Source organism: Enterobacter vonholyi (assembly GCF_008364555.1).
GTDB lineage: Bacteria > Pseudomonadota > Gammaproteobacteria > Enterobacterales > Enterobacteriaceae > Enterobacter > Enterobacter vonholyi.
Map to the genome: position 1 here is coordinate 49,090 of NZ_VTUC01000014.1, position 25,584 is coordinate 74,673.

General features: G+C 41.2%; 29 protein-coding genes, 1 other RNA gene and 1 pseudogene. 21 read left to right on the forward strand and 10 right to left on the reverse strand.

The features are described from left to right. The first annotated feature begins 85 nt into the window (after positions 1 to 85). Complete coding sequence (locus F0319_RS17395) at positions 86 to 877, forward strand: cytochrome C assembly family protein (RefSeq protein WP_032623031.1); 792 nt, start codon at positions 86 to 88, stop codon at positions 875 to 877. Between the two features lie 18 nt (positions 878 to 895). Next, positions 896 to 2,182, forward strand: coding sequence for an HlyC/CorC family transporter (locus tag F0319_RS17400; protein WP_039263458.1), 1,287 nt, complete (start codon positions 896 to 898; stop codon positions 2,180 to 2,182). A 52-nt stretch (positions 2,183 to 2,234) separates the two neighbouring features. Here F0319_RS17400 and grpE read toward each other — a convergent pair whose 3' ends face one another. Beyond that, entirely contained in the window at positions 2,235 to 2,828 is a 594-nt protein-coding gene (grpE, locus tag F0319_RS17405) for a nucleotide exchange factor GrpE (protein ID WP_136195203.1), read from the reverse strand. A gap of 122 nt (positions 2,829 to 2,950) precedes the next feature. Between grpE and nadK the strand changes: the two genes are divergently transcribed. The 3 genes from nadK (at position 2,951) to bamE (ending at position 6,053) form a co-directional block, all read left to right on the forward strand. Next, on the forward strand, positions 2,951 to 3,829 hold the full coding sequence (nadK, locus tag F0319_RS17410) for an NAD(+) kinase (RefSeq protein ID WP_008502500.1): 879 nt from the start codon (positions 2,951 to 2,953) through the stop codon (positions 3,827 to 3,829). A gap of 85 nt (positions 3,830 to 3,914) precedes the next feature. Further along, on the forward strand, positions 3,915 to 5,576 hold the full coding sequence (gene recN / locus F0319_RS17415) for a DNA repair protein RecN (RefSeq protein ID WP_149367448.1): 1,662 nt from the start codon (positions 3,915 to 3,917) through the stop codon (positions 5,574 to 5,576). Between the two features lie 138 nt (positions 5,577 to 5,714). After that, positions 5,715 to 6,053 (forward strand): outer membrane protein assembly factor BamE, encoded by a 339-nt coding sequence (gene bamE / locus F0319_RS17425; protein ID WP_008502502.1) that lies wholly within the window; start codon positions 5,715 to 5,717, stop codon positions 6,051 to 6,053. Positions 6,054 to 6,151: 98 nt separating this feature from the next. Here bamE and F0319_RS17430 read toward each other — a convergent pair whose 3' ends face one another. Both F0319_RS17430 and F0319_RS17435 read right to left on the reverse strand, forming a co-directional pair. After that, positions 6,152 to 6,439 (reverse strand): RnfH family protein, encoded by a 288-nt coding sequence (locus F0319_RS17430; protein ID WP_023325903.1) that lies wholly within the window; start codon positions 6,437 to 6,439, stop codon positions 6,152 to 6,154. Then, entirely contained in the window at positions 6,429 to 6,866 is a 438-nt protein-coding gene (locus F0319_RS17435; RefSeq protein ID WP_014832955.1) for a type II toxin-antitoxin system RatA family toxin, read from the reverse strand. Before F0319_RS17435 ends, F0319_RS17430 begins: the two co-directional genes overlap by 11 nt. Positions 6,867 to 7,022: 156 nt before the next feature. On the opposite strand from F0319_RS17435, the gene smpB reads away from it, so the two are divergent. From smpB to F0319_RS22405, 7 genes and pseudogenes are all read left to right on the forward strand, one after another. Beyond that, positions 7,023 to 7,505 (forward strand): SsrA-binding protein SmpB, encoded by a 483-nt coding sequence (smpB, locus tag F0319_RS17440; RefSeq protein ID WP_149367449.1) that lies wholly within the window; start codon positions 7,023 to 7,025, stop codon positions 7,503 to 7,505. Positions 7,506 to 7,594: 89 nt separating this feature from the next. Beyond that, positions 7,595 to 7,958: a transfer-messenger RNA gene (gene ssrA / locus F0319_RS17445) on the forward strand. A 164-nt stretch (positions 7,959 to 8,122) separates the two neighbouring features. After that, positions 8,123 to 9,352, forward strand: coding sequence for an integrase domain-containing protein (locus F0319_RS17455; RefSeq protein WP_149367450.1), 1,230 nt, complete (start codon positions 8,123 to 8,125; stop codon positions 9,350 to 9,352). A 282-nt stretch (positions 9,353 to 9,634) separates the two neighbouring features. After that, positions 9,635 to 11,191: a recombinase family protein gene (locus tag F0319_RS17460; RefSeq protein ID WP_149367451.1), complete on the forward strand. Its 1,557-nt coding sequence runs from the start codon at positions 9,635 to 9,637 to the stop codon at positions 11,189 to 11,191. Next, on the forward strand, positions 11,181 to 12,077 hold the full coding sequence (locus F0319_RS17465) for a ParB/RepB/Spo0J family partition protein (RefSeq protein ID WP_045351110.1): 897 nt from the start codon (positions 11,181 to 11,183) through the stop codon (positions 12,075 to 12,077). Before F0319_RS17460 ends, F0319_RS17465 begins: the two co-directional genes overlap by 11 nt. Then, the gene (locus F0319_RS17470; protein WP_105514584.1) at positions 12,074 to 12,970 is read left to right on the forward strand and encodes a ParB/RepB/Spo0J family partition protein; all 897 of its coding nucleotides are present in this window, start codon (positions 12,074 to 12,076) and stop codon (positions 12,968 to 12,970) included. Before F0319_RS17465 ends, F0319_RS17470 begins: the two co-directional genes overlap by 4 nt. A 115-nt stretch (positions 12,971 to 13,085) precedes the next feature. Then, positions 13,086 to 13,310: pseudogene (locus tag F0319_RS22405) on the forward strand (integrase); the annotation flags it as partial. 130 nt (positions 13,311 to 13,440) lie between these two features. On the opposite strand, the gene F0319_RS17480 reads toward F0319_RS22405, so the two are convergent. The 3 genes from F0319_RS17480 to F0319_RS17490 are packed head-to-tail and all read right to left on the reverse strand — an operon-like array spanning position 13,441 to position 16,207. Next, entirely contained in the window at positions 13,441 to 14,466 is a 1,026-nt protein-coding gene (locus tag F0319_RS17480) for an RES family NAD+ phosphorylase (protein ID WP_149367452.1), read from the reverse strand. 1 nt (position 14,467) lies between these two features. Then, a complete protein-coding gene (locus tag F0319_RS17485) occupies positions 14,468 to 15,400 on the reverse strand; it encodes a sce7725 family protein (protein WP_149367453.1) in 933 nt (310 codons plus the stop codon). Positions 15,401 to 15,406: 6 nt separating this feature from the next. Continuing rightward, entirely contained in the window at positions 15,407 to 16,207 is an 801-nt protein-coding gene (locus F0319_RS17490) for a sce7726 family protein (RefSeq protein ID WP_240168110.1), read from the reverse strand. Between the two features lie 589 nt (positions 16,208 to 16,796). On the opposite strand from F0319_RS17490, the gene F0319_RS17495 reads away from it, so the two are divergent. From F0319_RS17495 to F0319_RS17505, 4 genes are all read left to right on the forward strand, one after another. Then, positions 16,797 to 17,090 (forward strand): DUF3223 domain-containing protein, encoded by a 294-nt coding sequence (locus tag F0319_RS17495; RefSeq protein ID WP_047732577.1) that lies wholly within the window; start codon positions 16,797 to 16,799, stop codon positions 17,088 to 17,090. A 202-nt stretch (positions 17,091 to 17,292) separates the two neighbouring features. Further along, the gene (locus F0319_RS17500) at positions 17,293 to 18,303 is read left to right on the forward strand and encodes an SIR2 family protein (protein WP_240168111.1); all 1,011 of its coding nucleotides are present in this window, start codon (positions 17,293 to 17,295) and stop codon (positions 18,301 to 18,303) included. A gap of 15 nt (positions 18,304 to 18,318) precedes the next feature. Further along, the gene (locus tag F0319_RS22410; RefSeq protein WP_240168112.1) at positions 18,319 to 18,789 is read left to right on the forward strand and encodes a hypothetical protein; all 471 of its coding nucleotides are present in this window, start codon (positions 18,319 to 18,321) and stop codon (positions 18,787 to 18,789) included. A gap of 27 nt (positions 18,790 to 18,816) precedes the next feature. Next, complete coding sequence (locus tag F0319_RS17505; protein ID WP_052949111.1) at positions 18,817 to 19,389, forward strand: hypothetical protein; 573 nt, start codon at positions 18,817 to 18,819, stop codon at positions 19,387 to 19,389. 327 nt (positions 19,390 to 19,716) lie between these two features. Here the strand turns inward: F0319_RS17505 and F0319_RS17510 are convergent, their stop codons facing one another. Together F0319_RS17510 and F0319_RS17515 are read right to left on the reverse strand one after the other, a co-directional pair. Further along, positions 19,717 to 20,325: a hypothetical protein gene (locus F0319_RS17510; protein WP_049102081.1), complete on the reverse strand. Its 609-nt coding sequence runs from the start codon at positions 20,323 to 20,325 to the stop codon at positions 19,717 to 19,719. A 12-nt stretch (positions 20,326 to 20,337) separates the two neighbouring features. Next, the gene (locus tag F0319_RS17515; RefSeq protein WP_024623163.1) at positions 20,338 to 21,246 is read right to left on the reverse strand and encodes a hypothetical protein; all 909 of its coding nucleotides are present in this window, start codon (positions 21,244 to 21,246) and stop codon (positions 20,338 to 20,340) included. A 357-nt stretch (positions 21,247 to 21,603) separates the two neighbouring features. Here F0319_RS17515 and F0319_RS17520 point away from each other — a divergent pair, with 357 nt between their 5' ends. From F0319_RS17520 to F0319_RS17540, 5 genes are all read left to right on the forward strand, one after another. Further along, complete coding sequence (locus F0319_RS17520; RefSeq protein ID WP_420889907.1) at positions 21,604 to 22,041, forward strand: hypothetical protein; 438 nt, start codon at positions 21,604 to 21,606, stop codon at positions 22,039 to 22,041. Further along, on the forward strand, positions 22,010 to 23,242 hold the full coding sequence (locus tag F0319_RS17525; protein WP_149367456.1) for a relaxase/mobilization nuclease domain-containing protein: 1,233 nt from the start codon (positions 22,010 to 22,012) through the stop codon (positions 23,240 to 23,242). Before F0319_RS17520 ends, F0319_RS17525 begins: the two co-directional genes overlap by 32 nt. 223 nt (positions 23,243 to 23,465) lie before the next feature. Continuing rightward, on the forward strand, positions 23,466 to 23,738 hold the full coding sequence (locus tag F0319_RS22415) for a hypothetical protein (protein WP_000787429.1): 273 nt from the start codon (positions 23,466 to 23,468) through the stop codon (positions 23,736 to 23,738). A gap of 41 nt (positions 23,739 to 23,779) precedes the next feature. After that, on the forward strand, positions 23,780 to 24,166 hold the full coding sequence (locus tag F0319_RS17535) for a hypothetical protein (protein ID WP_149367457.1): 387 nt from the start codon (positions 23,780 to 23,782) through the stop codon (positions 24,164 to 24,166). A 24-nt stretch (positions 24,167 to 24,190) separates the two neighbouring features. After that, positions 24,191 to 24,454: a hypothetical protein gene (locus F0319_RS17540; RefSeq protein ID WP_032291778.1), complete on the forward strand. Its 264-nt coding sequence runs from the start codon at positions 24,191 to 24,193 to the stop codon at positions 24,452 to 24,454. A gap of 40 nt (positions 24,455 to 24,494) precedes the next feature. Here the strand turns inward: F0319_RS17540 and F0319_RS17545 are convergent, their stop codons facing one another. Next, the gene (locus F0319_RS17545; RefSeq protein ID WP_149367458.1) at positions 24,495 to 24,923 is read right to left on the reverse strand and encodes a hypothetical protein; all 429 of its coding nucleotides are present in this window, start codon (positions 24,921 to 24,923) and stop codon (positions 24,495 to 24,497) included. Between the two features lie 96 nt (positions 24,924 to 25,019). Beyond that, positions 25,020 to 25,406: a hypothetical protein gene (locus tag F0319_RS17550; protein ID WP_001062153.1), complete on the reverse strand. Its 387-nt coding sequence runs from the start codon at positions 25,404 to 25,406 to the stop codon at positions 25,020 to 25,022. Between the last annotated feature and the right edge of the window lie 178 nt (positions 25,407 to 25,584).

Below are 25,584 nucleotides of genomic sequence, written 5' to 3' on the forward strand. Positions count from 1 at the left end.
CTTTGTTGTTATGCAACGGTTGGAGCAGGCGTCACGTAACGTTATACTGCTTCTCTTTCTTATTAAGACAACTGTCGATGCCTATATGCCTGTTTTCGCACTGATCGCCCTTGTTGCCTACTCTGTCAGCCTCGCGCTGATTATTCCCGGACTGCTGCAAAAAAACAGCGGCTGGCGGCGCATGGCTATTCTTTCGGCGGTGATCGCACTGATTAGCCACGCCTTTGCGCTGGAATCACGCATCATCCCCGGTGACGGCAGCGTGCAAAACCTGAGCGTCCTCAACGTCGGCTCGCTGGTCAGCCTGATGATCTGTACGGTAATGACCATCGTCGCGTCTAAAAATCGCGGCTGGCTGCTGCTGCCAATTGTCTACACCTTCGCGCTGATCAATCTGGCCCTCGCCACCTTTATGCCTAATGAGTTCATTACGCATCTGGAGGCGACGCCGGGGATGCTGGTGCATATCGGCCTGTCGCTCTTTGCCTACGCGACGCTGATTATCGCCGCGCTTTACGCCATGCAGCTCGCCTGGATTGACTACCAGCTGAAAAACAAAAAGCTGGCCTTTAACCATGAAATGCCGCCGCTGATGGTCATTGAGCGTAAGATGTTCCACATCACCCAGGTGGGGGTGGTGCTGCTGACGCTCACGCTCTGCACGGGGCTGTTTTACATGAAGAACCTGTTCAGCGTGGAGAATATCGATAAAGCGGTGCTCTCCATCATCGCGTGGTTTGTCTATATTGTCCTGTTATGGGGCCATTATCATGAAGGCTGGCGCGGTCGTCGCGTGGTCTGGTTCAACGTCGCGGGTGCGGGCATTCTCACCCTTGCCTATTTTGGCAGCCGCTTCATACAGCAATTTGCTGGCTAAGAAACAAAGGAGTTCCCCCTGGAACACATCTCTACCACCACGCTGATCGTTATCCTGATCGTCATGGTGGTCATCTCCGCCTATTTCTCGGGCTCGGAAACCGGCATGATGACCTTAAACCGCTACCGGTTACGTCATCGTGCTAAACAGGGTAACCGCGCCGCACGTCGCGTTGAAAAGCTGCTCCGCAAGCCGGATCGCCTGATAAGCCTGGTGCTCATCGGCAACAACCTCGTCAACATTCTGGCCTCTGCCCTCGGCACCATCGTCGGGATGCGCCTCTACGGCAATGCCGGGGTGGCGATTGCCACCGGCGTGCTGACGTTCGTGGTGCTGGTGTTTGCCGAAGTGCTGCCGAAAACCATCGCCGCGCTTTACCCTGAGAAAGTCGCCTACCCGAGCAGCTTCCTGCTGGCGCCGCTGCTGATCCTGATGATGCCGCTGGTCTGGCTGCTGAACATGGTGACGCGCGTCCTGATGCGGATGGTGGGAATTAAAGCCGATGTCACCATCAGCAGCGCACTCAGCAAAGAGGAGCTGCGCACCATTGTGAATGAATCCCGCTCGCAGATCTCCCGACGCAATCAGGACATGCTCCTGTCGGTGCTGGATCTGGAAAAGGTGAGCGTGAACGACATCATGGTGCCGCGTAACGAAATCGTCGGTATCGACATCAATGACGACTGGAAAGCCATCGTTCGCCAGCTGACGCACTCCCCGCACGGGCGCATTGTGCTCTATCGTGATTCACTGGATGACGCCATCAGCATGCTCCGCGTGCGCGAAGCCTACCGTCTGATGACCGAGAAAAAAGAGTTCACCAAAGAGGTGATGCTGCGCGCCGCCGACGAAATTTACTACGTGCCGGAAGGAACGCCGCTCAGCACGCAGCTGGTAAAATTCCAGCGAAACAAGAAGAAGGTCGGCCTGGTGGTCAACGAGTACGGCGATATCCAGGGGCTGGTGACGGTCGAAGATATTCTGGAAGAGATTGTCGGGGACTTTACTACCTCAATGTCGCCTTCCCTCGCAGAAGAGGTCACCCCGCAAAACGATGGCTCAGTGCTGATTGACGGCAGCGCGAACATTCGTGAACTCAACAAAGCCTTTAACTGGCATTTACCGGAAGATGAGGCTCGCACCATTAACGGGATGATTCTGGAAGCGCTGGAAGAGATCCCGGCAGCGGGCACACGGGTGCGCATTGAGCAGTATGATATTGATATCCTGGACGTGCAGGACAATATGATTAAGCAGGTGAAAGTCCTGCCCGTAAAACCCCTGCGCGAAAGTATCGCGGAGTAAGGTTGTAGGCCGGGTAAGGCGAACGCCGCTACCCGGCACTACGGATAGCGAATTACGCTTTCGCTTTCGCCACGGTCACCATCGCCGCGCGAATGGTACGGCCGTTCAGGGTGTAACCTTTCTGCATTACGCCCAGCACTTTACCGGCTTCAATCTCTTCAGATTCAACCATCGCAATCGCCTGGTGAACGTTTGGATCCAGCGGAACGTCGGTATCGGCAATCACTTCCACGCCAAACTTACGCACCACGTCGAGCATGGATTTCAGCGTCAGTTCGATGCCTTCGATCATCGCCGCGTTGTCCGGATTCGCTTTGTCAGCCACTTCCAGCGCGCGATCGAGGCTATCGATCACCGGCAGCAGTTCGTTGACGAATTTCTCCAGCGCGAACTTGTGCGCCTTCTCAACGTCCTGCTCGGTACGACGACGCAGGTTTTCCATTTCCGCCTTGATGCGCAGAACACTCTCGCGCTCGCGATTCTGTGCTTCTACCAGTTGGGCTTCCAGATTCGCAATTTTTTCATCGCGCGGGTCCACCTGCTCAGCAGATGCGTCTGGCTCTACAGCCTCAACTTCATCGTGCTGTTCCGTGATAATTTCTTCAGGGGCTTGCCCCTCAGGCGTTTTCTGTTCTTTACTACTCATGAATTTCTCCGCGTTTTTCTGCATTCATCTCGCTAACTTCGCTTATTATGGGGATCAGTTTCCGGGATTCAAGGGAACAAGACAGATTGTCATCATTCATCAGGCACAAGGACCTCCAGAAAATGAATAATCATTTCAGGTGTATTGGGATCGTCGGGCATCCGCGTCACCCTACCGCACTAACGACACATGAAATGTTGTATCGCTGGTTGTGTAGCAAAGGCTATGAAGTGATGGTCGAGCAGCAGATTGCTCAGGAGCTGCAGCTGAAGAGCGTCAAAACCGGCACGCTGGCGGAAATTGGCCAACAGGCCGATCTCGCCGTGGTGGTGGGCGGCGACGGCAACATGCTAGGCGCGGCACGCACGCTGGCGCGTTATGACATCAAGGTCATAGGCATCAACCGTGGCAATCTCGGTTTTTTAACCGATCTCGACCCGGACAATGCCCAGCAGCAACTGGCCGACGTGCTGGAAGGCCACTATATCAGTGAAAAACGCTTTTTACTGGAGGCGCAGGTGTGCCAGCAGGACTGTCAGAAGCGCATCAGCACCGCGATTAACGAGGTCGTGCTTCATCCCGGAAAAGTGGCGCACATGATCGAGTTTGAAGTCTATATCGACGAGATCTTTGCCTTCTCCCAGCGTTCTGACGGGCTGATTATCTCCACCCCGACCGGCTCAACCGCCTACTCGCTGTCTGCCGGCGGCCCGATCCTGACGCCATCGCTGGATGCCATTACCCTGGTGCCGATGTTCCCGCACACGCTCTCCGCCCGCCCGCTGGTCATCAACGGCGACAGCACGATTCGTCTGCGCTTCTCGCACCGCCGTAACGACCTGGAGATCAGCTGCGACAGCCAGATAGCGCTGCCAATTCAGGAAGGTGAAGATGTGCTTATTCGCAGGTGTGATTACCACCTGAACTTGATTCATCCGAAAGATTACAGCTATTTCAACACATTAAGCTCAAAGCTAGGCTGGTCAAAAAAATTATTCTGATTTTGCATCCAGCACTTTACTGTATATAAAACCAGTTTATACTGTATGAAAACACAGTTATGGTTTTTCATACAGGAAAACAATTATGCTGGCACAACTGACCATCAGCAACTTTGCCATTGTTCGTGAGCTTGAGATCGATTTCCACAGCGGCATGACGGCGATCACCGGGGAAACCGGTGCAGGTAAATCCATTGCCATTGATGCCCTCGGCTTGTGCCTTGGCGGCCGCGCCGAGGGGGACATGGTGCGCATGGGCGCAAACCGTGCCGACCTGTGCGCCCGCTTCTCCCTGAAAGACACCCCTGCCGCCCAGCGCTGGCTGGAACAGAACCAGCTTGAAGATGGACGTGAGTGTTTACTTCGCCGCGTGATCAGCAGCGACGGTCGCTCCCGCGGCTTTATCAACGGCACGGCGGTCCCGCTCTCCCAGCTTCGTGAACTCGGCCAGCTGCTTATTCAGATCCACGGTCAGCACGCGCATCAGCAACTCGTCAAACCCGAACAGCAGAAAGCGCTGCTGGATGGCTATGCGGGTGAATACGCGCTTACTCAGCTTATGGCCGAGCACTATCGCCAGTGGCATCAGAGCTGCCGCGAGCTCGCTCAGCACCAGCAGCAAAGCCAGGAGCGTGCCGCCCGCGCGGAGCTGCTGGAATACCAGCTCAAAGAGCTGAATGAATTTAACCCGCAGGCGGGTGAATTTGAGCAAATCGACGAAGAGTACAAACGCCTGGCGAACAGCGGGCATCTGCTCTCAACCAGTCAGAATGCGCTCAACCTTCTGGCGGATGGCGAAGACGTGAACCTGCAGAGCCAGCTGTATAACGTCCGCCAGCTGCTTACCGAACTGGTCGGTATGGATAGCAAACTGTCTGGCGTCCTGGATATGCTGGAAGAGGCGGCCATTCAGATCTCTGAAGCCGGTGACGAACTGCGCCACTACTGTGAGCGTCTGGATCTCGACCCGAACCGTCTGTTTGAGCTGGAACAGCGTATCTCCCGTCAGATCTCGCTGGCGCGCAAGCACCACGTTACGCCGGAAGAGCTGCCGTGCTACTATCAGTCTCTGCTGGACGAGCAGCAGCAGCTTGACGATCAGGCTGACTCGCTGGAAACCCTCTCCCTGGCGGTGAGCCTGCACCATGAACAGGCGCTGGCCACAGCGCAAAAGCTGCATGAAATCCGTCAGCACTATGCTCAGGAGTTAAGCCAGCACATTACCGACAGCATGCACACGCTGGCGATGCCGCATGGCGTCTTCACCATTGACGTTCGCTTTGAAGAGAATCACCTGACGGCGGAAGGTGCGGATCGCATCGAATTCCGCGTCACCACCAACCCGGGGCAGCCGTTGCAGGCGATTTCCAAAGTGGCCTCTGGCGGTGAACTGTCGCGTATTGCGCTGGCGATTCAGGTGATCACCGCGCGTAAAATGGACACCCCGGCGCTGATTTTCGATGAAGTGGATGTCGGCATCAGCGGCCCGACGGCGGCGGTGGTGGGTAAACTGCTGCGCCAGCTCGGCGAATCAACGCAGGTGATGTGTGTCACCCACCTGCCGCAGGTTGCGGGCTGCGGTCATCATCACTTTATCGTCAGCAAAGAAACCGACGGTGAAATGACCGAAACGCACATGAAGCCGCTGGATAAACGTGCTCGCCTGCAGGAGCTGGCACGCCTGCTCGGCGGCAGCGAAGTCACGCGCAATACGCTTGCGAACGCGAAAGAACTGCTGGCGGCATAAACTTTTTCGGGATCTCAGGGTCATACAGAACAACAAAAACGCCGCCAGACCGGTTTCAAAGTGGGGCAAGGTCTATTATCATCGGCATATTACATATGAGCCGCGTTCTGCTCGGGCCCGAAAAGGAATCAAATCACTATGCGTTGTAAAATGCTGACCGCTGCCGCAGCGGTTCTTCTGATGTTGACCGCAGGCTGTTCCACTCTGGAGAAAGTGGTTTACCGTCCTGACATCAACCAGGGGAACTACCTTACCCCTAACGATGTGTCCAAAATCCGCGTGGGGATGACACAACAGCAGGTCGCTTATGCACTGGGAACCCCGATGATGTCCGATCCGTTCGGCACTAACACCTGGTTCTATGTATTCCGTCAGAAGCCGGGCCACGAAGATGCGACCCAGCAGACCCTTACGCTGACCTTCAGCAGCGCCGGTGTGTTGACCAACATCGACAACAAGCCTGCCCTGACCAAATAATCCGGTGTCAGAAATGCAAAAAGGTGCTCATTGAGCACCTTTTTTGTTTTGTGTTGATCCCCTCGCCGCTTTGGGGAGAGGGTAAGGGGAAGAAAGCGCTACTTACTGGCCTTCTCCGCGCGCTGACGACGCAGCTCTTTCGGGTCGGCAATCAGCGGACGATAAATCTCCACCCGGTCGCCCTCTTTCAGCACATCGCCCAGCTTCACCGGACGGCTGTAAATCCCGACCTTATTCTTCGCCAGGTCGATATCGCTGCGAAGCTCAAGTATGCCGGAAGCGCGGATCGCCTCTTCTACGGTTGCACCCTCTTCCAGCGTCACTCGCTGCAGATACTGCTTTTCCGGCAACGCGTACACCACTTCTACAGCAATCTTATGCGACACTGTAAACCTCTTTGGCGCGGGTGGTGAACGCCTGAACCATATTCGATGCCAGCTCTTTAAAGATGCGGCCAAACGCCAGCTCAATCAGCTTATTGGTGAACTCGAAGTCCAGATGGAACTCAATGCGGCAGGCGTCAGCGCTCAGCGGCGTAAACTTCCAGCCCCCCATCAGGGTCTTAAACGGACCATCCACCAGATGCATCAAAATACTCTGATTGCTGGTCAGCGTATTGCGGGTGGTGAACGTCTTGCTGATCCCCGCTTTAGAGACATCCACCGCCGCGGTCATCTGCGTCGGCCCGGACTCCAGAACGCGGCTCCCGGTGCATCCCGGAATAAATTCTGGATAAGACTGAACATCGTTCACTAACTGATACATTTGTTCCGCGCTGTAAGGCACAAGCGCAGTACGGCTAATCTGAGGCATAGCATTTCCCATGGTCACACAACGGACAAATAATAACATTTATCACCTGTTAAAAAAACGCTAAGCCTCATCTCGTGCTAAGATAGCGCGTTAGACCTCACAGGACGCAATGAGGTGACTTTTTGAAATCAGATTACCGACGGCTTTACGACACTTATGACGAAGAAAAAAGCACATAAACCAGGCTCGGCGACCATTGCGCTCAACAAGCGTGCTCGCCACGAGTATTTCATTGAAGAAGAATTCGAAGCTGGCCTTGCGTTGCAGGGCTGGGAAGTAAAATCGATGCGCGCCGGGAAAGCCAACATCGGCGATAGCTACGTGATCCTGAAAGATGGCGAAGCCTTCCTGTTCGGCGCAAACTTTACGCCGCTGACCGTCGCCTCCTCACACTACGTGTGTGACCCAACGCGCACGCGTAAATTGCTGCTGAACAAGCGTGAACTGGAATCCCTCTACGGACGCATCAACCGTGAAGGTTTCACCGTGGTCGCCCTGTCTCTGTACTGGAAAAACGCCTGGTGCAAAGTGAAAGTTGGCGTCGCGAAGGGTAAAAAACAGCACGATAAACGCACTGACCTGAAAGAGCGCGAATGGCAGTTGGACAAAGCGCGCATTATGAAAAACGCAGGACGTTGATTCTGCGCACTTATTGTACTATTCAATAAGTTAGCGTTCCGGGCTGGTATCCAGGAAGTGAAATCTGGTATACTTAGTTCAACACTATTGGGGCTGATTCTGGATTCGACGGGATTTGCGAAACCCAAGGTGCATGCCGAGGGGCGGTTTGCCTCGTTAAAAGCCGCAAAAAAATAGTCGCAAACGACGAAAACTACGCTTTAGCAGCTTAATAACCTGCTCTGAGCCCTCTCTCCCTAGCTTCCGCTCTTAAGACGGGGATCAAAGAGAGGTCAAACCCAAAAGAGATCGCGTGGAAGCCCTGCCTGGGGTTGAAGCGTTAAAACTAATCAGGCTAGTTCGTTAGTGGCGTGTCTGTCCGCAGCTGGCGTGCGAATGTAAAGACAAACTAAGCATGTAGTACCGAGGATGTAGAAATTTCGGACGCGGGTTCAACTCCCGCCAGCTCCACCACTTTTTAGTTGTTTGAAGTACAATGAAGTCTACTAAGCCCACACAGCACAAGCTCTGCGGGCTTTTTTACGTCTATTGTCGTCCAGTGAGAATTGCTGAGAACTACGAGTTATGGCACCCTGAATAGGACCCACTAAGAAGGGTCCAAAAATCGAGGGTCCCAAATGGCAAAAATCGCTAAGAAGCTCACTGACACTGAAATCAAAAGCACCAAACCTGCCGAGAAAGAGGTTAACCTTTTTGACGGCGATGGTTTGCTCCTGCGAATCGCTCCCCTGGCGAAGGGAGGGAAGAAAAATTGGTATTTCAGATATGCAGTGCCTGTGACCAAAAAGCGAACTAAGGTGAGCTTAGGAACCTATCCTCATCTTACACTTGCTAAGGCACGAGCTTTACGTGATGAATACTTGTCGTTGCTTGCAAATGGTATAGACCCACAAGTTCATAACACCCAGAAAGCCAATGCCCTAAAAGATGCAACGGAACATACATTTCAAGCAGTAGCCAAGAAGTGGCTTGATGAGAAAGTCAAAACGTCAGGCATCTCCCAGGATCATGCTAACGACATCTGGCGAAGCCTAGAAAGAAATATCTTTCCAACGTTGGGTGATACCCCCATTAAGGAGATTCGCCCTAAAATGCTTAAACAGCATTTAGACCCCATAGAAAAACGAGGTGTCCTTGAAACACTTCGCCGCATCATATCCCGCCTGAATGAAGTTTTCCGCTATGCAGCAACAGAAGAACTCATAGAATTCAATCCGGCTGACAATCTTGCCCAGAGATTTAGTAAGCCGAAGAAACAGAACATGCCAGCCCTGCCCCCAACCGAACTCCCCCGCTTCCTTACAGTGTTAAACAACGCCTCAGTCCGTATGGAGACACGATTGCTGATTGAATGGCAGTTACTAACTTGGGTTCGTCCTGGTGAGGCTGTTCGCACCAGATGGGCCGATATAGATACTGACAACTCAATGTGGAACATCCCGGCGGAGTTCATGAAAATGAAGAAGCCTCACAAAGTTCCACTAAGTAAAGAAGCTTTGCGAGTCTTGGATTCAATGAAAGCCATCAGCGGACGTAGAGAGTGGGTTTTCCCCAGTATCAAAGCTCCACTCAATCACATGCATGAACAAACAGCCAATGCGGCCATAATCCGTATGGGCTTCGGAGGTGAGCTTGTAGCTCACGGTATGCGATCCATTGCTAGAACGGCTGCTGAGGAGTCTGGCAAGTTTAGAACTGATGTCTTAGAAGCCGCCCTTGCCCACTCGAAGAAAGATGAAATCATTGCAGCCTACAATCGTGCAGAGTATCTCACTGAACGGGTGGTTCTCATGCAATGGTGGAGTGACTATGTTTCGTCTCAAAAATGCAAAGTTATTGCCGCATAAATCTCCCATGATGGGTTAACTATCTTGATTTAGTTAAAGAATTAATAATCACACCATTAACCTATGTGGACTAAGCATAGCCATTTACAAATGGGGACCTTGAGTCCACATAACGAAAGCTGTAGGTCATATCAGCTAAATAATTCACATCTCTTCTCGATTATCATACACCTCGAAGATTTACCAAATTCGCTCTAATCGATGATAAAAGAGTTGAATTTGGTTAAAAATTGATCAATTTTATCCTCTACATTGTATTGAATCATCCATGAGGTTTCGTGCATGGCTAGCGAAAATGATAAAAATCATAAAGTTAGAGTCGCACAGTACTTGAGGATGTCTACCGACCATCAGCAATATTCTTTACATAATCAGTCCGAATACATCAAAGATTATGCTGAAAAGAACAATATGGAAATCGCTTATACCTACGATGATGCAGGTAAGAGCGGAGTCAGTATCGTAGGCAGGCATTCTTTGCAGCAGTTACTTAGTGATGTAGAACAAAAGAAAATAGATATACAGGCCGTATTATTTTATGATGTGAGTCGTTTTGGTCGTTTTCAAAACAGTGATGAAGCTGCATATTATTCCTTTCTATTTGAGAGAAACGGTGTAGACCTTATATACTGTTCTGAACCTATACCCACTAAAGATTTCCCTTTAGAGTCTTCTGTAATACTGAATATAAAAAGATCTAGTGCTGCATATCACAGCAGGAATTTATCAGAAAAGGTATTTATAGGACAAGTAAATTTAATAAAGCTTGGTTATCATCAAGGCGGCATGGCTGGTTATGGGCTGAGACGTCTTTTAGTAGATGAAAATGGCATAGCTAAAGAAAAATTGAGTTTCCGCAAAAGAAAGAGTATTCAAACAGATAGAGTAATATTAATTCCGGGCCCCAAAAATGAGATAAAAATTGTAAATAGAATCTATGATCTCTTTATAGATTATAACGTACCAGAATTCATTATTGCTGAGAGATTAAATGAACAGAATATACCTGCAGAAAATGGAACATTATGGACTCGTGCAAAAATACATCAAATCTTGACAAATGAAAAATATATTGGAAACAACATATATAACAAAACCTCATCTAAACTAAAAAGTAGACTTGTAAAAAACCCCAAACATGAATGGGTTAGATGTGACAAAGCATATAAACCCATTATTTCAAAGAAAAAATATAATAAAGCTCAAGATATAATTCAGCTCCGATCCATACATTTGACTAATGAAGAGCTTTTAGAAAAGCTAAAACAAAAATTGGAATCTAATGGAAAACTATCAGGATTTATCATTGATGAAGATGATACAGGCCCTTCATCTTCTGTTTACAGAACCCGATTTGGTGGTCTTTTAAGAGCATATACTTTGATTGGTTATAAGCCAGAACATGATTACAGTTATCTCCAAATAAATGAAGCACTAAGATCATTTTACTCAGGTATAATTGAGGATTTTAAGGGGAGGATTTTAAAAAGTAACTGCTATATAGACGAATATAAATATGCCCCAATGCTTTACATCAATGATGAGCTTTTAATTTCCGTCCTTATTACTAAATGCATACATATGAAATCAGGTAAACTTAGATGGAAGGTCCGGTTTGATAACTCACAGAAAGCAGACATAACAATTGTTATACGAATGGATTCACAAAATATTTCGCCTCTTGATTTTTATATCATACCAAAGATAGAAAACGAATATAGTAAAATGTGCATGACGGAAACAAACAACATTCGATTAGATCTCTATAGATTTGATAATCTGGATAAACTTCTACAAATTATTACTCGCATGAAAGTGAGGGAACTATATGCTGCCTGAAACAAATGAATTCCCAATAATACAAATTGAGATTGCAAAAATAAAATTCCTTAACCCAAGAACTAGAAATAAGGTAGTGCATGAAGAAATTAAGGAAAGCATAAAAAAAAGAGGATTAAGCAAGCCTATAAGCGTGAGAGCGATTGATGAAGACGATTTCAAATATGCTTTAATTTGTGGTCAAGGGAGAATAGAGGCTCTCGTTGCATTAGGTGAAACCATTATTCCAGCAATTATAAGAGATGTATCAGAAGAAGATGCTTACGTTATGAGTTTAGTTGAAAACATTGCAAGGAGGAGACCACGTTCCAATGAGTTATTACAGGTAATAAAAGATATGAAAATCAGAGGACTTTCAGACTCCGAAATAAGTGAGATTACTGGGTATTCATCGAACTGGGTGAGCAGTATAAATATGCTTCTTGATAAGGGAGAGCATAAACTTCTCTCTGCAGTCGAACGGGGGAATTTGCCTCTATATCTTGCAGTGCAATTTGCAAGATGTGAAACTGAAGAAGCTCAAGATATTCTTACCGAAGCATATGATAAAAAATTAATTAAAAGCCGGGACATTATAAAGATAAAACACATTCTAAATCAGCGAACAATTGGGAATAAAGGTGCAAAAGCAGCCGGGTTTTATTATCACAAACCATCAAAAAGAATGACTGCTGAGGAGTTAATTGGGCTTTATGAAAATAGTATCGCTGAACATAAATCTGTTTATAACAACTCTAAATTTATAAAAACTAATTTACTGATAGTAAATGAGATTTTTAACATCATAATGATGAATAAAAGCTTTCAAAATTTACTTGAACAAGAGAATCTATCAGAACTGCCATCTCAGATCCTCAATCCAATAAACAAAGAGGCATCAAAATGATTCAGATACGTTTTGGCGACAATTTTATTTATTTAGAAACTAACAAGTTAATTCCCTCTAAGGAATTGTTAGAAAATGTAAAGCTAAGTCATAAATATCATCAAATAGTTACCTCAATTGAAAGCTTAGGTATTATTGAACCAATAATAGTGTTCTATGACAAAGATAAAGATGCCATTAAGATACTCGATGGCCATTTAAGGGTTGAGGCTTTAAAAGATTTAGGCATAGAAAAAGCTCCATGTATACTTTCGAGCATAGATGATGCGTTCACTCCTAACAAACAAGTCAATCATATAAATGTAGTTGAAGAACATAGAATGATAATCAAGTCCTTGGCAAAAGTTTCAATTGAAAAACTTAGTGCTGCTTTGGGCATATCTATTGATGCTATAAAAGATAAAGCTAATGTGATGAACGGTATAGATCCCAGTGTGATTGCGAAACTTTCTGATAAACCTATACCTAAGGCTACATTTGATGTTTTGAGGAAAATGAAACCAATTCGTCAAATTGAAGCAGTCGGTACAATGATTAATTTTGATAATTATAGTAAAAAATTTGCAATGAGCATCTTGGATGCAACACCGGCATCGATGATAATAAATAAAGGGAAAAACACTCCCTATAAAAAGGACATAAAAAAAACCATACTTCGTCTGGAACAGGAAATGGCAACAACTTCGGAAGAAACAAAAAAGCTTCAAACCGAGTATGGTTCAGATATGTTGAAATTCGTTATAATCCAGTCATATATTAATAAATTACTTGGTAACTCTAAAGTTCTTCATTGGTTCTTGGAAAACGAGGTTGATTATCTTAATGAGTTAAAAAGAATTTCGAAAATAAATTCTTTAGATGATAAGACTCTTGCTGAAAATAGCCAGTCATAGGTATGGTTTTATATAGCAGAAATAAACCAAGAAGTATACTTACACAACCATAATGGCTTCTCTTAGATATTAGCATAAGTAGGCAGTATAAGCCGTAATCATTCGAACGGTTTAAGGAGGTGAACTTATGGTTAACAGAATGAGATCTATTGCGAGAACAGCGACATAGGAATCTGGTAAGTTCAGGACTGGTGTCTTAGAAGCGGCCCTTGCCCACTCGAAGAAAGATTAAATAATTGCAGCTTACAATCGCCCGGAATATCTGGCAGAACGAGTGACTCTCACGCAGTGGTGGAGTGATTATGTGCAAACTCAAAGGCTAAAAGCTATTGCAACCTAATTACTTAAAAATAATCGCGAAGGCCGGACTCTAACATCGCAACTATCCTTATGATCTTTAGTAATTAATGCGACCCACATTGTCGATGATACTATCAGCCCCGACTGGTGATAATCGAACAAAGAGTATATTAATTTTGTTTACTTACACTAACTTCGACTTTATCTATATCATAAATACTTACATTTCCTCCAGTCGCATTTAACGGATCAAAAAGAGCAAGATTGATTCCTTCACTTACAGAACTACTATAAAGTACTCCATGAAAGCCAGTTTTCTTAATAAATTCGCATATATATTGGCTTGGAATATAATCAAGGGCTGCACTTTTAGGTAATACAGGTCTTGTTAGTTCATAACCAAGTCGTTCAAGAAAAGGTATATCTGCAAGCATTTTACCCATTTCACCTGGATCAGTTAATAAAAATGGTGAAACGGTTTCGCGAGGGTTTCTTAGGTCTATTAGAATCAGGTTATCTTTTAGAGTAAACTCTGCGACACAAGCTCTGTCACCTGTATGAGGTCGAATTTCAGACAAAGCTGTATCTGGTTTAGATCCAAGATATAAATAAGGTATACCAGTAGGATTTGCTCTTCCATGACTAACTAATCTCTTGGGAGGAGCCCCCATTTTGTCTATCGTAAAAGCAGCATCATCTGCATAAATACGGGCTCGATACCAATTTTTAGAAAAATCATCTAAAGCAAGGAAACTTAATAACTCGCCAAGCCTATCTGTATCAAGTGATTTATTGAGAAAATATCTATTTTCATACATGAGTTCCTGACAAAGATGATCCCATAATGCGAGAGATTCACTTTTATAATCATCAGAAAGTACGAAGGTTTTTCTAACAATATTTCCATCATCAAGTATATCACCTAATAACTCTTTGGCATGAGCCTCATCTAAAAGAGGATGTGAAAATAGCTTCCAATCCTCTTTCAAATGTGCGACTAGACTCTTACCATCCTGATGATTTTCGTAGATGTTTATCAATGAACTAAAGTGATCAAATAAAGCATGAGGCTCAATAATCTCAATACCTTTGGTACCACAATACGAACAATCGCCAAAATCTGGGGAAAGTGAAGGTATGATATTTTTTTTTAAACCATTATCCCCAAAACAGCTCGCACAGCAGTACTTGATCATATTATTTACCATCCATGAAATCGGCTAGGGTTTCTATATGGTGAATCATAGACAATTTTTTAACTGTTCCCAAACCAGGGAAGTGGCTCGGATTATGTAATCGTCTAAATTCTTTGATAGCCGACGTTTCAAGCAACATGGATTTGCCTGGATTTAAAGCAGCCATTAATTTATCAAGGGACTGTGCGAACTTACCTGCTGGGTCTGTCGGTGTATCACGTGTTGTCGAAACAAAATGATAGATGTACATTTCATCTTCATGCTTCGTATTAATGTAAGTTAGATGAATAGCAACCGCATACGCAGGTCCACCGGACTCACTAAATTCATCACCAACAATTAAGAAATCACCAAAACCATTCATACCCTCTTCTTCATAGTTAAGATGAAGATCTGAAAAGAACTCAGAATCGGGATGATCAGCATTTCGTCTTTTTTCAAAGCCATCTTTAATTAAAATTCTTTCTGAACCCGAAAAATGTTTTCGATAAGCTTTAGAACAATAGTTTGAAATAAATACATGTTTGTATCCATCCCCAAATCTTTCATGTAAAGCTTTTGGCTCATCAAACCCAGCATGTATAAAGGTGACTTTATGAACGAGATCTGAATGAAGGAGATTATCAACCTTCGCAATAGTCATACTCTTATCAAGAAGTATTCCTACAGAAATCTTTTTATAATTACTAAATTCATTTTTTAATAATTGAGCTATACTTTGTCCATCCGAAGAGTGATCACCACATGCCGGATTAATGATGACAATAGCCTTACCATCATTTTCTTTTATGGTTTTCAGTGTTCGCTCAAGACCATTGAGAGCCTCTCTCACAGGCTCTATAATTGGAGTAAAACCTGCCTCAGCCATTACATTAGCAGTGTCTCTAATAGCTAACAGTTCAAATTGTTTCCCACGAAAATAAGGATAATACATAGTTTGTTACTCCCATAACAATGCCTCATTAAGAGGAAGCTGCATAGTATTAATTAATCGCTCATGATCCTTAGAGCGAAGCTGAATAGAAAGTGCCGCTGGTTGTAAAGACTTTGGTAAGTTAAGAATCAACTCTCTTAAAGAAAGTAAACTTCTGCTTTCCTTTAAAGTTTTTAGCATTAAATTATATACAGAAACAGGTGGTAGGCCACTAAATTCTTCTTTTAAGAAACCATGCATTTGAGTATTCGGTATGTCGGGGATTTCTATACCTAACTCGGAAGCAATAATTTTCGCTTCATTAATTCTTAATGACTCAAAGATTGTTACAGGGCATAAAAAATCTAATACTTCTTCAGCTTCTCTTATAGTAGAAATTCGATTCCATCGGGTTAAACTCAATACCCCAATGGTAGATTCAGTTGTTTTCAGCACATCATCTATATGTTCTGAACCTGCTATTACATAGATTTTCCCAAATGCTTTACGGTAGTTTGTTATTTGGTTATGTAGACGGCTTAAGGAATCCCTTTCGGATTTTATTTCGTAAACCGTTCCAGTTCCGTTCAGAATGATGAGATCAGCTTTGCAAGAGCCGATTCTGAATTCATTAAGCATACAGGCAGTTCTTAATGAATGTTTCCCAAGCAAAAGATTGTGTGTAAGTGCAGAACGATAAACATACTCATTCCGCAAGCCTGTTTGTCTGAGTAAGGCAAATGCCTCATTGAAGGCTTCACCAACGGTAATCCCAAGTGTATCGGCATGGTCGAAAAGCTCGGTTTCTCGGAGAGAGCGAGCAAACATAGGAGACTGCCCTTTTTTCGCTATCTCACTAAAGACGGAAGCGGAAAAAAGTCTACTTAAAGCAGTCAATTGAAAAGAGTTAAGATTGTTACTTCTAATCATGGTGAATCACATAGTCCATCGTTCAGGATCTTGTTTGGTTACTGTCAAAATCCTTAGCAAAACCCACATAAAAGTCGTTCATCAGTGTAGGAAAGCTATGAAAAAATCTCTACCTTAGGTTACCAAACCAGCAGTGCTCTGCAAAGAAATCTCTAAGCAATTGGAATGTAGTCCTGCACTCAGATTCATTGTAGTTGTCTACAAACTTTAAAGTTGTGAGATATCACACAAACCATTGAAGTTAGGAGGATTTCAACGAATTCATCACCACCTTGGTAATATTAACAAGCTATACATTCCAAAACCAATAATCAACTTCATCATTAACTTAACTGCATGATTTAACTAAAAAAACTAAAGAGATAACTTTAAATGAAAATAAAAATATAATTCTAAGTCATTTTTAATTTGTAAATTTAGTTTTCATAGTGTACTAAACATGATGGAGAACTTAGCTCTGTTACTTGAATGGAGAAGATGAATATCTATGTCTTATTTAATCAATAAGGAAATTTTCAAAAAGAAGTCTGATATCATAACTAGAGCCCAAAATATAATTTCGGTCACAAATATTGGTGATGAGATTAATGGTGAAAATTATGATTTTATCTTAGATCTGCTAAAAAAACATGACGAATGGGAACATAAAACTTCAAATGGTTTCCTAGGAATTACAGTTGGTAAATCAATACATGGCACTACGTGTTTCTATATTAAAACAAATGACGGACTTGAAGATATATCCTTTCATTACGCAGTTAAATGTTTAAAAAAACAATAACTTCTATATATAGCGAGTACCGAAATCTTGAGTTATTTTATCGTTATACGCAATATCATTTACGTGGTTAGCTAAACCTTTAGCAAGTCTATGTCTAAATTCTGTTCATCTAGACTAGACAATTCATATAGTTAGGAGCAATAATAAGCAAAATCTCACTTATAAAATCATATGCAAGATCAATGTGATGAGGCAAGGATAGATGGAAATTCAAGAATTTATTGCAAACTATCGAAATCATCCAGTACTCTTCATTGGAACTGGGTTTAGCTTGCGGTACCTTTCAAACTCCTTTGATTGGAATGGGTTACTTTCACATATTTGTTTCGAACTAACTGGTGATAAAGAAACATATCTGGATATTAAATCAAAATGTCAAGTCAATGGCGAATATAAGTATGATAAAATTGCCAGTGACATAGAAAAAATATTTAACACAACTTTATCTAAAGATAGAAATGGGAAATTCAAAGATATAAATGATATTTTTTATAGCGAAATGGATAAAGGAATAAATTTAAGCAGGTTCAAGATATACATTACGCAATTATTATCCAATGTGACCATTAGAGAAGATAAAAATGATGAAATAGCTGAACTGATTAAAATGAGAAAAAACATCGGTTCGATTATTACAACTAACTATGATACTTTGATTGAGCAATTTTTTGAATTTGAGCCTTTGATTGGCAATAGTATATTGCTAAGTAATCCTTATGGCTCTGTTTATAAAATACATGGCTGTGTATCAGCCCCTTCTGAACTAACGATTACAGAAGAAGACTATAACTATTTTGATAACAAATATGAATTAATAAGAGCACAATTGCTTTCATTGTTCATACACAACCCAGTAATTTTTATAGGTTATAGTATTAGCGATAGGAATATACAACAAATTTTAAAAACTATATTTTCTTATGTTCCTACAAATTCCGTTTTAGCCAACAAGATTCGCAATAATTTTCTATTGGTTGAATATGAACCAGATTCAAATTCTACTACTATATCAGAGCATGATATATACATTGGGTCAGGAACAACCATACGGATAAACAAAATAAAAACAGACAACTACATATCCATTTTCTCAAGTTTATCTAATCTTATCCTTCCAGTTTCAGCGATGGATATAAGAAAAGTTCAGAAGGTTTGGAATGAGATTAAAAGTGGTGGAGACATAGAGGTAAAAATAACTGAAGATTTAGATTAGTTAAAAAATGGGCAAATGGTTTTAGCTGTTGGCTCACATAAAAGGGTCAAGTATGAATTTCAAACGAAACCAGAAATGATGCAAGATTATTTCAAAATTGTCGAAGAAGCTAACAAACAGTTAATTATACTATTGAACAAACAGAAAATACAAAGTTCTCAGTTCTTCCCAATTTTTGCTTTTAGTGAAATTTGCCCGGAATTAGAAAACGTCGAGATATATAAAGAACAACAGAGAAGAAAGCTTGCAGACCATTTTGAAAGAACCTCTAACAACAATTGTAGAAACGCTCACCCAGCAATTTCGCAAATAATGTCAGATCAGACAATTCCTTTATCGAAAAAGGATGATTGCATTTTTCATAGTTATTATGAGAATCAATTAGTTAGCGAAGAAGTTAAAATTTTCTTAATAAACTGTGAAGATAAAAATAGCACTTCTTATAGGCGTTTACTTTGCCTGTATGATTACAAAACCTTTGGGTAAATACAAGTGATTATAAAGGGGATTGGAATGTTCTCGAAGAACTGGATAAAATCAAAGACTCAATTGTATAACAGACTTAAAAACAGGATTTTATTTTTAAGTTTTATTTTTGAAGTTTTATTGCTAAATTTAATATATGCATCTACATTTATTATTTCTCTTTGGGTTATTTCTCTTTTTTCCTCCAACCAACCCTATCTTTTCATTTTGATTGTATACTTTATAGTTTTATCCCTGCTTATAGTAAAACTATGGAGAATAAATGATGCCTATAAGCATTTAAACGATTTTTGTTTATTTGCATATGCTACTTACATCGCTGTTTCAAAACTACTGCCCGGAAAAAACATTGATTTCCCTCTTCCAATAAATATTACTTGGCATGAATTTTGGAATGCAGACAACTACTTTGAATATATTAACTTGATAGTTTTAATCTTCATTGCAATTTGCACGACAGCCAAAACAATAATAGCTTATCTTTCATTCAAGATAGATTACAACAAGAAAAAAACAGATGGAATTCAAATATTATTCATCGACATTAAAAAAAATCTCAGCCAAAAGCACAGGGACAAAAAGAATGATAGTGATGATTAAATATATTACCATCATTTTAGGAATAAATGACATGCTACATAGCACTAATATAAAAACACTTTTCCATAACGGATTAAACAAATGATCTTTCATTATAGCAACCTCTAAAAAATAAATTTGTGTTATATGTACTATCACTTTATTTTAATATGTCAATAGCTATAATGATGTTCAATGTAAAGCAAGAGCTAACCAAAAGAAGCGGAGCTTCTTTTGGTCGTCTTGCTTTTTCCGCTCTTCGATTGAAAAAGAAATAAGCAGTAATAATATTATTTATCCTTTTCTCCATTCGATAATTTTTTTCAATCTTCATCAAAATGGAAAATTTCAATTTGTGTTATTTATTAAAATGAGATAAAGCCTTTTGACAATCATTACGATTGTAAGGACGATATTTGCAGTTACAAATATTATCAATGGAGATATTATTGTTGTTGCCCATGTAAATGTAAAACTGAAGTTAATACTAAAACCTCTAATCTTGTAATCTATAAAAACCCGGCTGTTATCTATGATTTCTGGAGTCACTGGGGGAAGAGTTGAATGTATAAAAGTTAAAACTACCAAGGCGAGTGAACATAGAATCGCATACGAAATGTTATGATATAATTCTTTCAATAAAAGTAATTTATTTTGAGAAACTTCACCAACACTATCAGCATTATTTCTAACCTTTTCTATAGTTCTATTCTCTTGATCATAAATCAATACAATAACAGAAAGCAATAAAGCCGTAAAAATAGCCCCAAAATTCACTAAAAGGGAATCAAGGTCTTTATTAAGATTGAAGTTTTTATAAGCCGAAAAGAGAGACAGTGATATTGGCATAATAATAAACGTAGTAATATCTAACTTTGATATTCCTTTCTTTGAAATATCTTTCAATGTATTGAAGTGTGCTTTCACAATACATAATATGTTAATTTTATTACTCATTATAGAAGCCCTTTATAGACCAATTTGTTTACGTAAGTCTTTTATTAAATCAGATGCCCAGGAATCCAATGAGTCAAACTCAGGATTACCCGCAATTACTTTAACCTTTTCTAAATCAATCTCAATTTGGCACATAGTGCTTCTTTCTGATTTCCCAACATTGAAAGTTTTAGTCCCTCCCTCCATAACAACTTTAACTTTAATTTGAGTTGATTCTTCACTCAACATCTCGATCAGTTTGCCTTGCTCACTCCCTTTATTTTTGAACTTTTTAAATTTACCAAAGGTACCATTCTTTTTCGGTTTTAAAACATATTCTCTATCAATGTCACCAAGCGATGAAATACTATCTTCAATAGACCGGGGGGCAGTAAATCCAATAACTCTTATTTCTTTTGTTTCGGCTTCCAGCCAAGGAAGCACGGCTTTATCATATGTAAGTGGATTTATTTGAATGTTTTTATTTGTCATGGCATTGAAAAACTTAGAGAACTCTGTCTGGAAAATCGATTTTATACCATCCTTCTTATAAGCATATAACAGACAGATACCCTTTCTTGACTCTAAAGGAATATAAAACCGGAAATAATAGTTTTTGACATCAGCATGATTTTCTTCCTTAGAGAAAGCTAATTGATTATCATCAGTATTAATAATATCATTTTTAATACCATAATGGCCTAAACTCATCCAGCCCGAAATGAATCTTTCTTTAGGTTTCGAAGTGACATGATGAAACTTATATGTTTCTTTGCTATCGTCAATTTTTTCAAAATCTTTATGCAACAACATAAATTGTTCGAGTAAAGAGAATAAATCATACTGGCCTATTCTGTTCAAAAAATCGTAACGTTCTTCAACATTTTTCGATTCATTATTCTTGTTGTAGCAACGGATAAAGTAAGGGGCTAATGAGTACATTATATATCCTTGTAGAAGGTCATAGCTTGATAAACACAACAATAAGCAAGCTAATAATTACCAACGAGAAATATTGCGTAGTCTTTTTCGATCAAAGTATGTCACTTTTCATCCAGAGGATTATTTATAACACCATTAAGATCAATGGTAAACATTTTTACTTGTACTAACCTTTTCGATTGCTGTGATATGTCTCTATTGTGAATAACATACTATGAAAATAATTATGTGCTTAATTCGAAATTATTACTAAGTATAATTAATTACACATCATTGACAAGCTATTATTTAAACTATATTTTACATTACCACCACAATTAATTGGGATTATTGAAAATATAAAAAGGAGTTTATATAATGAGACAAGATAAAAATAATAAAAACAGTAATGAAAAGTTTCACTTTGATAAAAAAGAGAAGGATATTGAGACTAAAAGCATTACAAGTTTGAGAACTCACTGTATTAGTGTAAGGTTGAATGAAAAAGAATTAGATATACTCAATTCTCAGCGTAAAAGATATAGTAAAGGTGAATGGCTCCGTATGGTATTACTTCAAAAATCACCTCCTGTTATACCAACTATCAATACCGAAACCTGGAAAGCTTTAACTGACATATCACAAAAGCTAAATCGGATTGCGAAACATATAGATTGTAAAAGCAAAGACAGTCAACTTACTCATACTGAATTGTTCGCTGTGAAGCGACAATTGGAAGAGCTTCGCAGAAACCTTCTAAGTGACGATATATGGAGCCTCCCGAATGAAGGGTATGCGGAAGATTCGCAGGGGTAAGAACTTTACTGGTGTGGTCCAATACGCATTGAAACCGGGAGCACACCACAAAAGTGATCCAGTCGTCATTGGCGGGAACATGTTAGGTGATTCAGCCCTTGAACTGATCGCTGAATTCGATAGCACCAAGTATCTTCGCCAGGATGTCGCAAAACCAGTTTGGCACAACTCGCTTCGCTTACCTGATGGTGAATCACTATCGAATGACCAATGGGCAAAGATAGCTGACGACTATATGAAAAAGATGGGGTTTAGTGATACTCACCTCTGTTGCTATGTGCTTCATGACGATCCGGCTGGTCAGCACATACACATTATCGCAAGTCGCATAGATCTCAATGGTGGGAAGCTCTACTTGGGTAGGAACGAAAACCTCATCAGCACACAGATCATCAGTAAACTCGAAATCGCTCATGGCCTGACAGTGACCAAAACTGCATCTCCCCCCTCGCAAGCACAACCGAAGCGGAAGAGAGTGTCCCGTAATGAGAAAATGCTATCGGAACGAACCGGGGTGCTTTCACCAAGAGAAGCTCTGCAGCAGATACTTGATAAAAGTTTATCTGATAAGCCGGACCTTCTAACTTTTATCAAGAGGCTGGAAGAAGCTGAAGTATCTTGGAAGGCCAATATTGCCTCTACCGGTAAAATGAACGGCTTCTCTTTCGAATACACAGGCATAGCTTTCAAGGCATCTCAACTTGGAAAGGCATACTCATGGGTAAATCTTCAAAAGCAACTTAGCTACAACCCTGACCACTTAAAAGCTATACGAACCAACACACCAACAAAAGACCCCCCTGCTGTTCCTGCTCCCATGCCAATACCTGTTCCTGTTCCTGTTCCTGTTCCTGTTCCTGTTCCTGTTCCTGTTCCTGTTCCTGTTCCTGTTCCTGTTCCTGTTCCTGTAGAACAAATAGCACGGAAGACAGTTAGCAGCGAAAGCATCAGCGAAAAAATTGCTGAACTCGAACTGCGGCTCAGAGAAGACAGACGAAACGAAATCGTAAAGAAGATTCTTCAAAAGAATGCAGCACAACAGCAAAAGCATCTTCTTTTCCTTAGGTGGCTTGCTTCTCTAAAGCAGTTCATAGAGCTTCTCCGAAGCTATGGTAAGAGCATTCTTCACAAGCCCCACCCTGGATTCTCAAAACTCGATGCCACACGGACTCTACACAAAAGAAGAAAAATTCATTTATAGTCAAAAATTTACCGCCTATCCCTGACAGCAATATCATTTTATTAGTAGTAAATTTAGGATAAGTCAATAATAAATTGATCGTTATTACAGATCGATAACTCTATTATGATAGATATTACCTATCAAGCAACAATCATCGATCGGTACAAGTGATTTTACTTTAGCCAGCCAGCCATCGAGAATCCCTACAAACACGCAGTAAATCTTCCACCCTGGGGTTGCTATGAAAAACGAAACAATTAAGTGCCCGTTCTGCTTTACACAAAGTCCTCATGGTGTGCGGATTTGTAAAGGCTGCCATGCAAAGATCGCTTACGGTGAAAGCCCGCTCAGTGTGGCATTCCTGTTTCAATTCGTTGCATTTGGGCTCGCGTGGTTAGCATTTTCGTGGACTGGCAGCACTCTTGTATCAGTCATTACGTTTTTCGTAAGCATCATTATTCTTATCTATAAAATTAAAAAAACGTATGCAGACAGAGTTGTTTTTATACGGTGAAATTAATTTCACACAACCGCAAACCTAAAATGAGAAAGTAAATGAACCGATTTATAAAGTCCTCTTTATTTATTATTGTCTTCCTGCTTTCTGGGTGTTCAACATCAGGGAACCAGAACCTTAAAAACGAAACACCTCAAAGCCTCCAGTCAAAGATCATTAAAAACAAAACAACCAAGACAGAGTTACTCACTAAGTTAGGTGAGCCTGACACCAGAACGACTCTTGACGATGGCAACGAGCAATGGAGATATTTCATGTATAACAATCAGTTTAATGCCTCGACTTTTATCCCTATTGTCGGTTTGCTAACTGGCGGTTCCCAGACTCAGTCTAAAACTCTCGAAATCGACTTCAATGGAGAAACCGTAAGCAAATGGAAATTCTCTACTGATAATAACAATACAAAATCTGGCATTCTCCAGTAAAATACTTAATCAGGAACAAGTCTAATGAAAATATCTTCGGTTCTTGCTGTTATTATTTCTGCATTTGTTCTTACTGCATGTAGCAGTGAGCCTTCCCAAGATGATATTTTTAAAGCTATGCGGAAATGGACTGGAAGCTATCTGACTTCAGTAAAAAAAGTAGATTGCACAAAAGAATCTGATAAAAGCTATAAGTGCAATATAATTATGGATATGAGCGGAACAAAGCAAGCTGGAACAGTTAAATTAATAAAATCAGATGATGGCTGGCAAGTAGGAAGTTATTAATAAAGTAAATTAGTAAAATGAAGCTCCCTTTCGGGAGCTTTTATAATCTAACATTTTTTACTCTAACGACTTCATGGGTTAGCTCTTTCTCTATTGCTTTTATCTCATATTGAGTTTTGATAGCCATAAAGATTTCTTCTGCTCGTTCTTGATTGTTATCTATGTAATTAACAAGCGAGTTTAGCTCCCTGATAACAGCTTCCTTATTGTTTAATCGCTGTAACATAGTACTTGTAAGACATTTGTATACAGAACTAAACATTGTCATAATGTTGTCTATGTTGCGATTAGATCTAGAATAAATATTTTTAGGGTAAAAATATTTTAAATGGTATCCCACAAAAATTAAATAAATCTGGTATGAGAAACTTTTATCTCCGGGCTGGTATCTTTTTGAAAGATACTTATCGACGATAATAATAAGTTGCTCTTCCAGAGTAAACTCTGGATAAATAATTTTCTTGTCCATAAAATGCATCCTTGCATTAGTTAAATAGTCTTCCTGACCATATATTTATATTTATCGCATTTATTAAACTTGTCAATAGGTGTAACCTATCAAATATTATTTTTTATTAAATGGCCTATTCAACTGTTCCATAGTAAGACCGTGTCTGTAAGCATTGTACTGCCAATAGCTAAATTGCTCTTTGTATCTATTGTTCTGTTTTTTCAACATTTCATTTTCGGCTTTAAGATTTAATATTTGTTGTGCCGCAATTGTTAAATTGGCTGGTTTCTTTAAGCCTGATTTTTTCAAATTGGACAAATTTTTCTTTGTTCTATATGCTTCAACAACTTCATCATGAGCACTTAAAGATTGCCTTGTGATAGTTCTGTTTAAATTCTTATAAACTGATTCACATAAATCACTCCATGTGATTTTGCCGTCCCAAGTCAGTATCATGTGTGTAATTGCCTTTATTTCACTCCTGTTTAAATGTTTTGCCATATGCATCTCCTATTTCAATTATTCAAAAGTTTATTAATTCTTTCTAAGTTTTTTTCGTGGTGTGAATCGCCACGGATAATCTAGACACTTCTGAGCCGTTGATAATATAGGTTTTCATATTCAGCCGGTGGCATCTGCTCGCTCGAACCATGCCGACGCTTACTGTTATAAAACATTT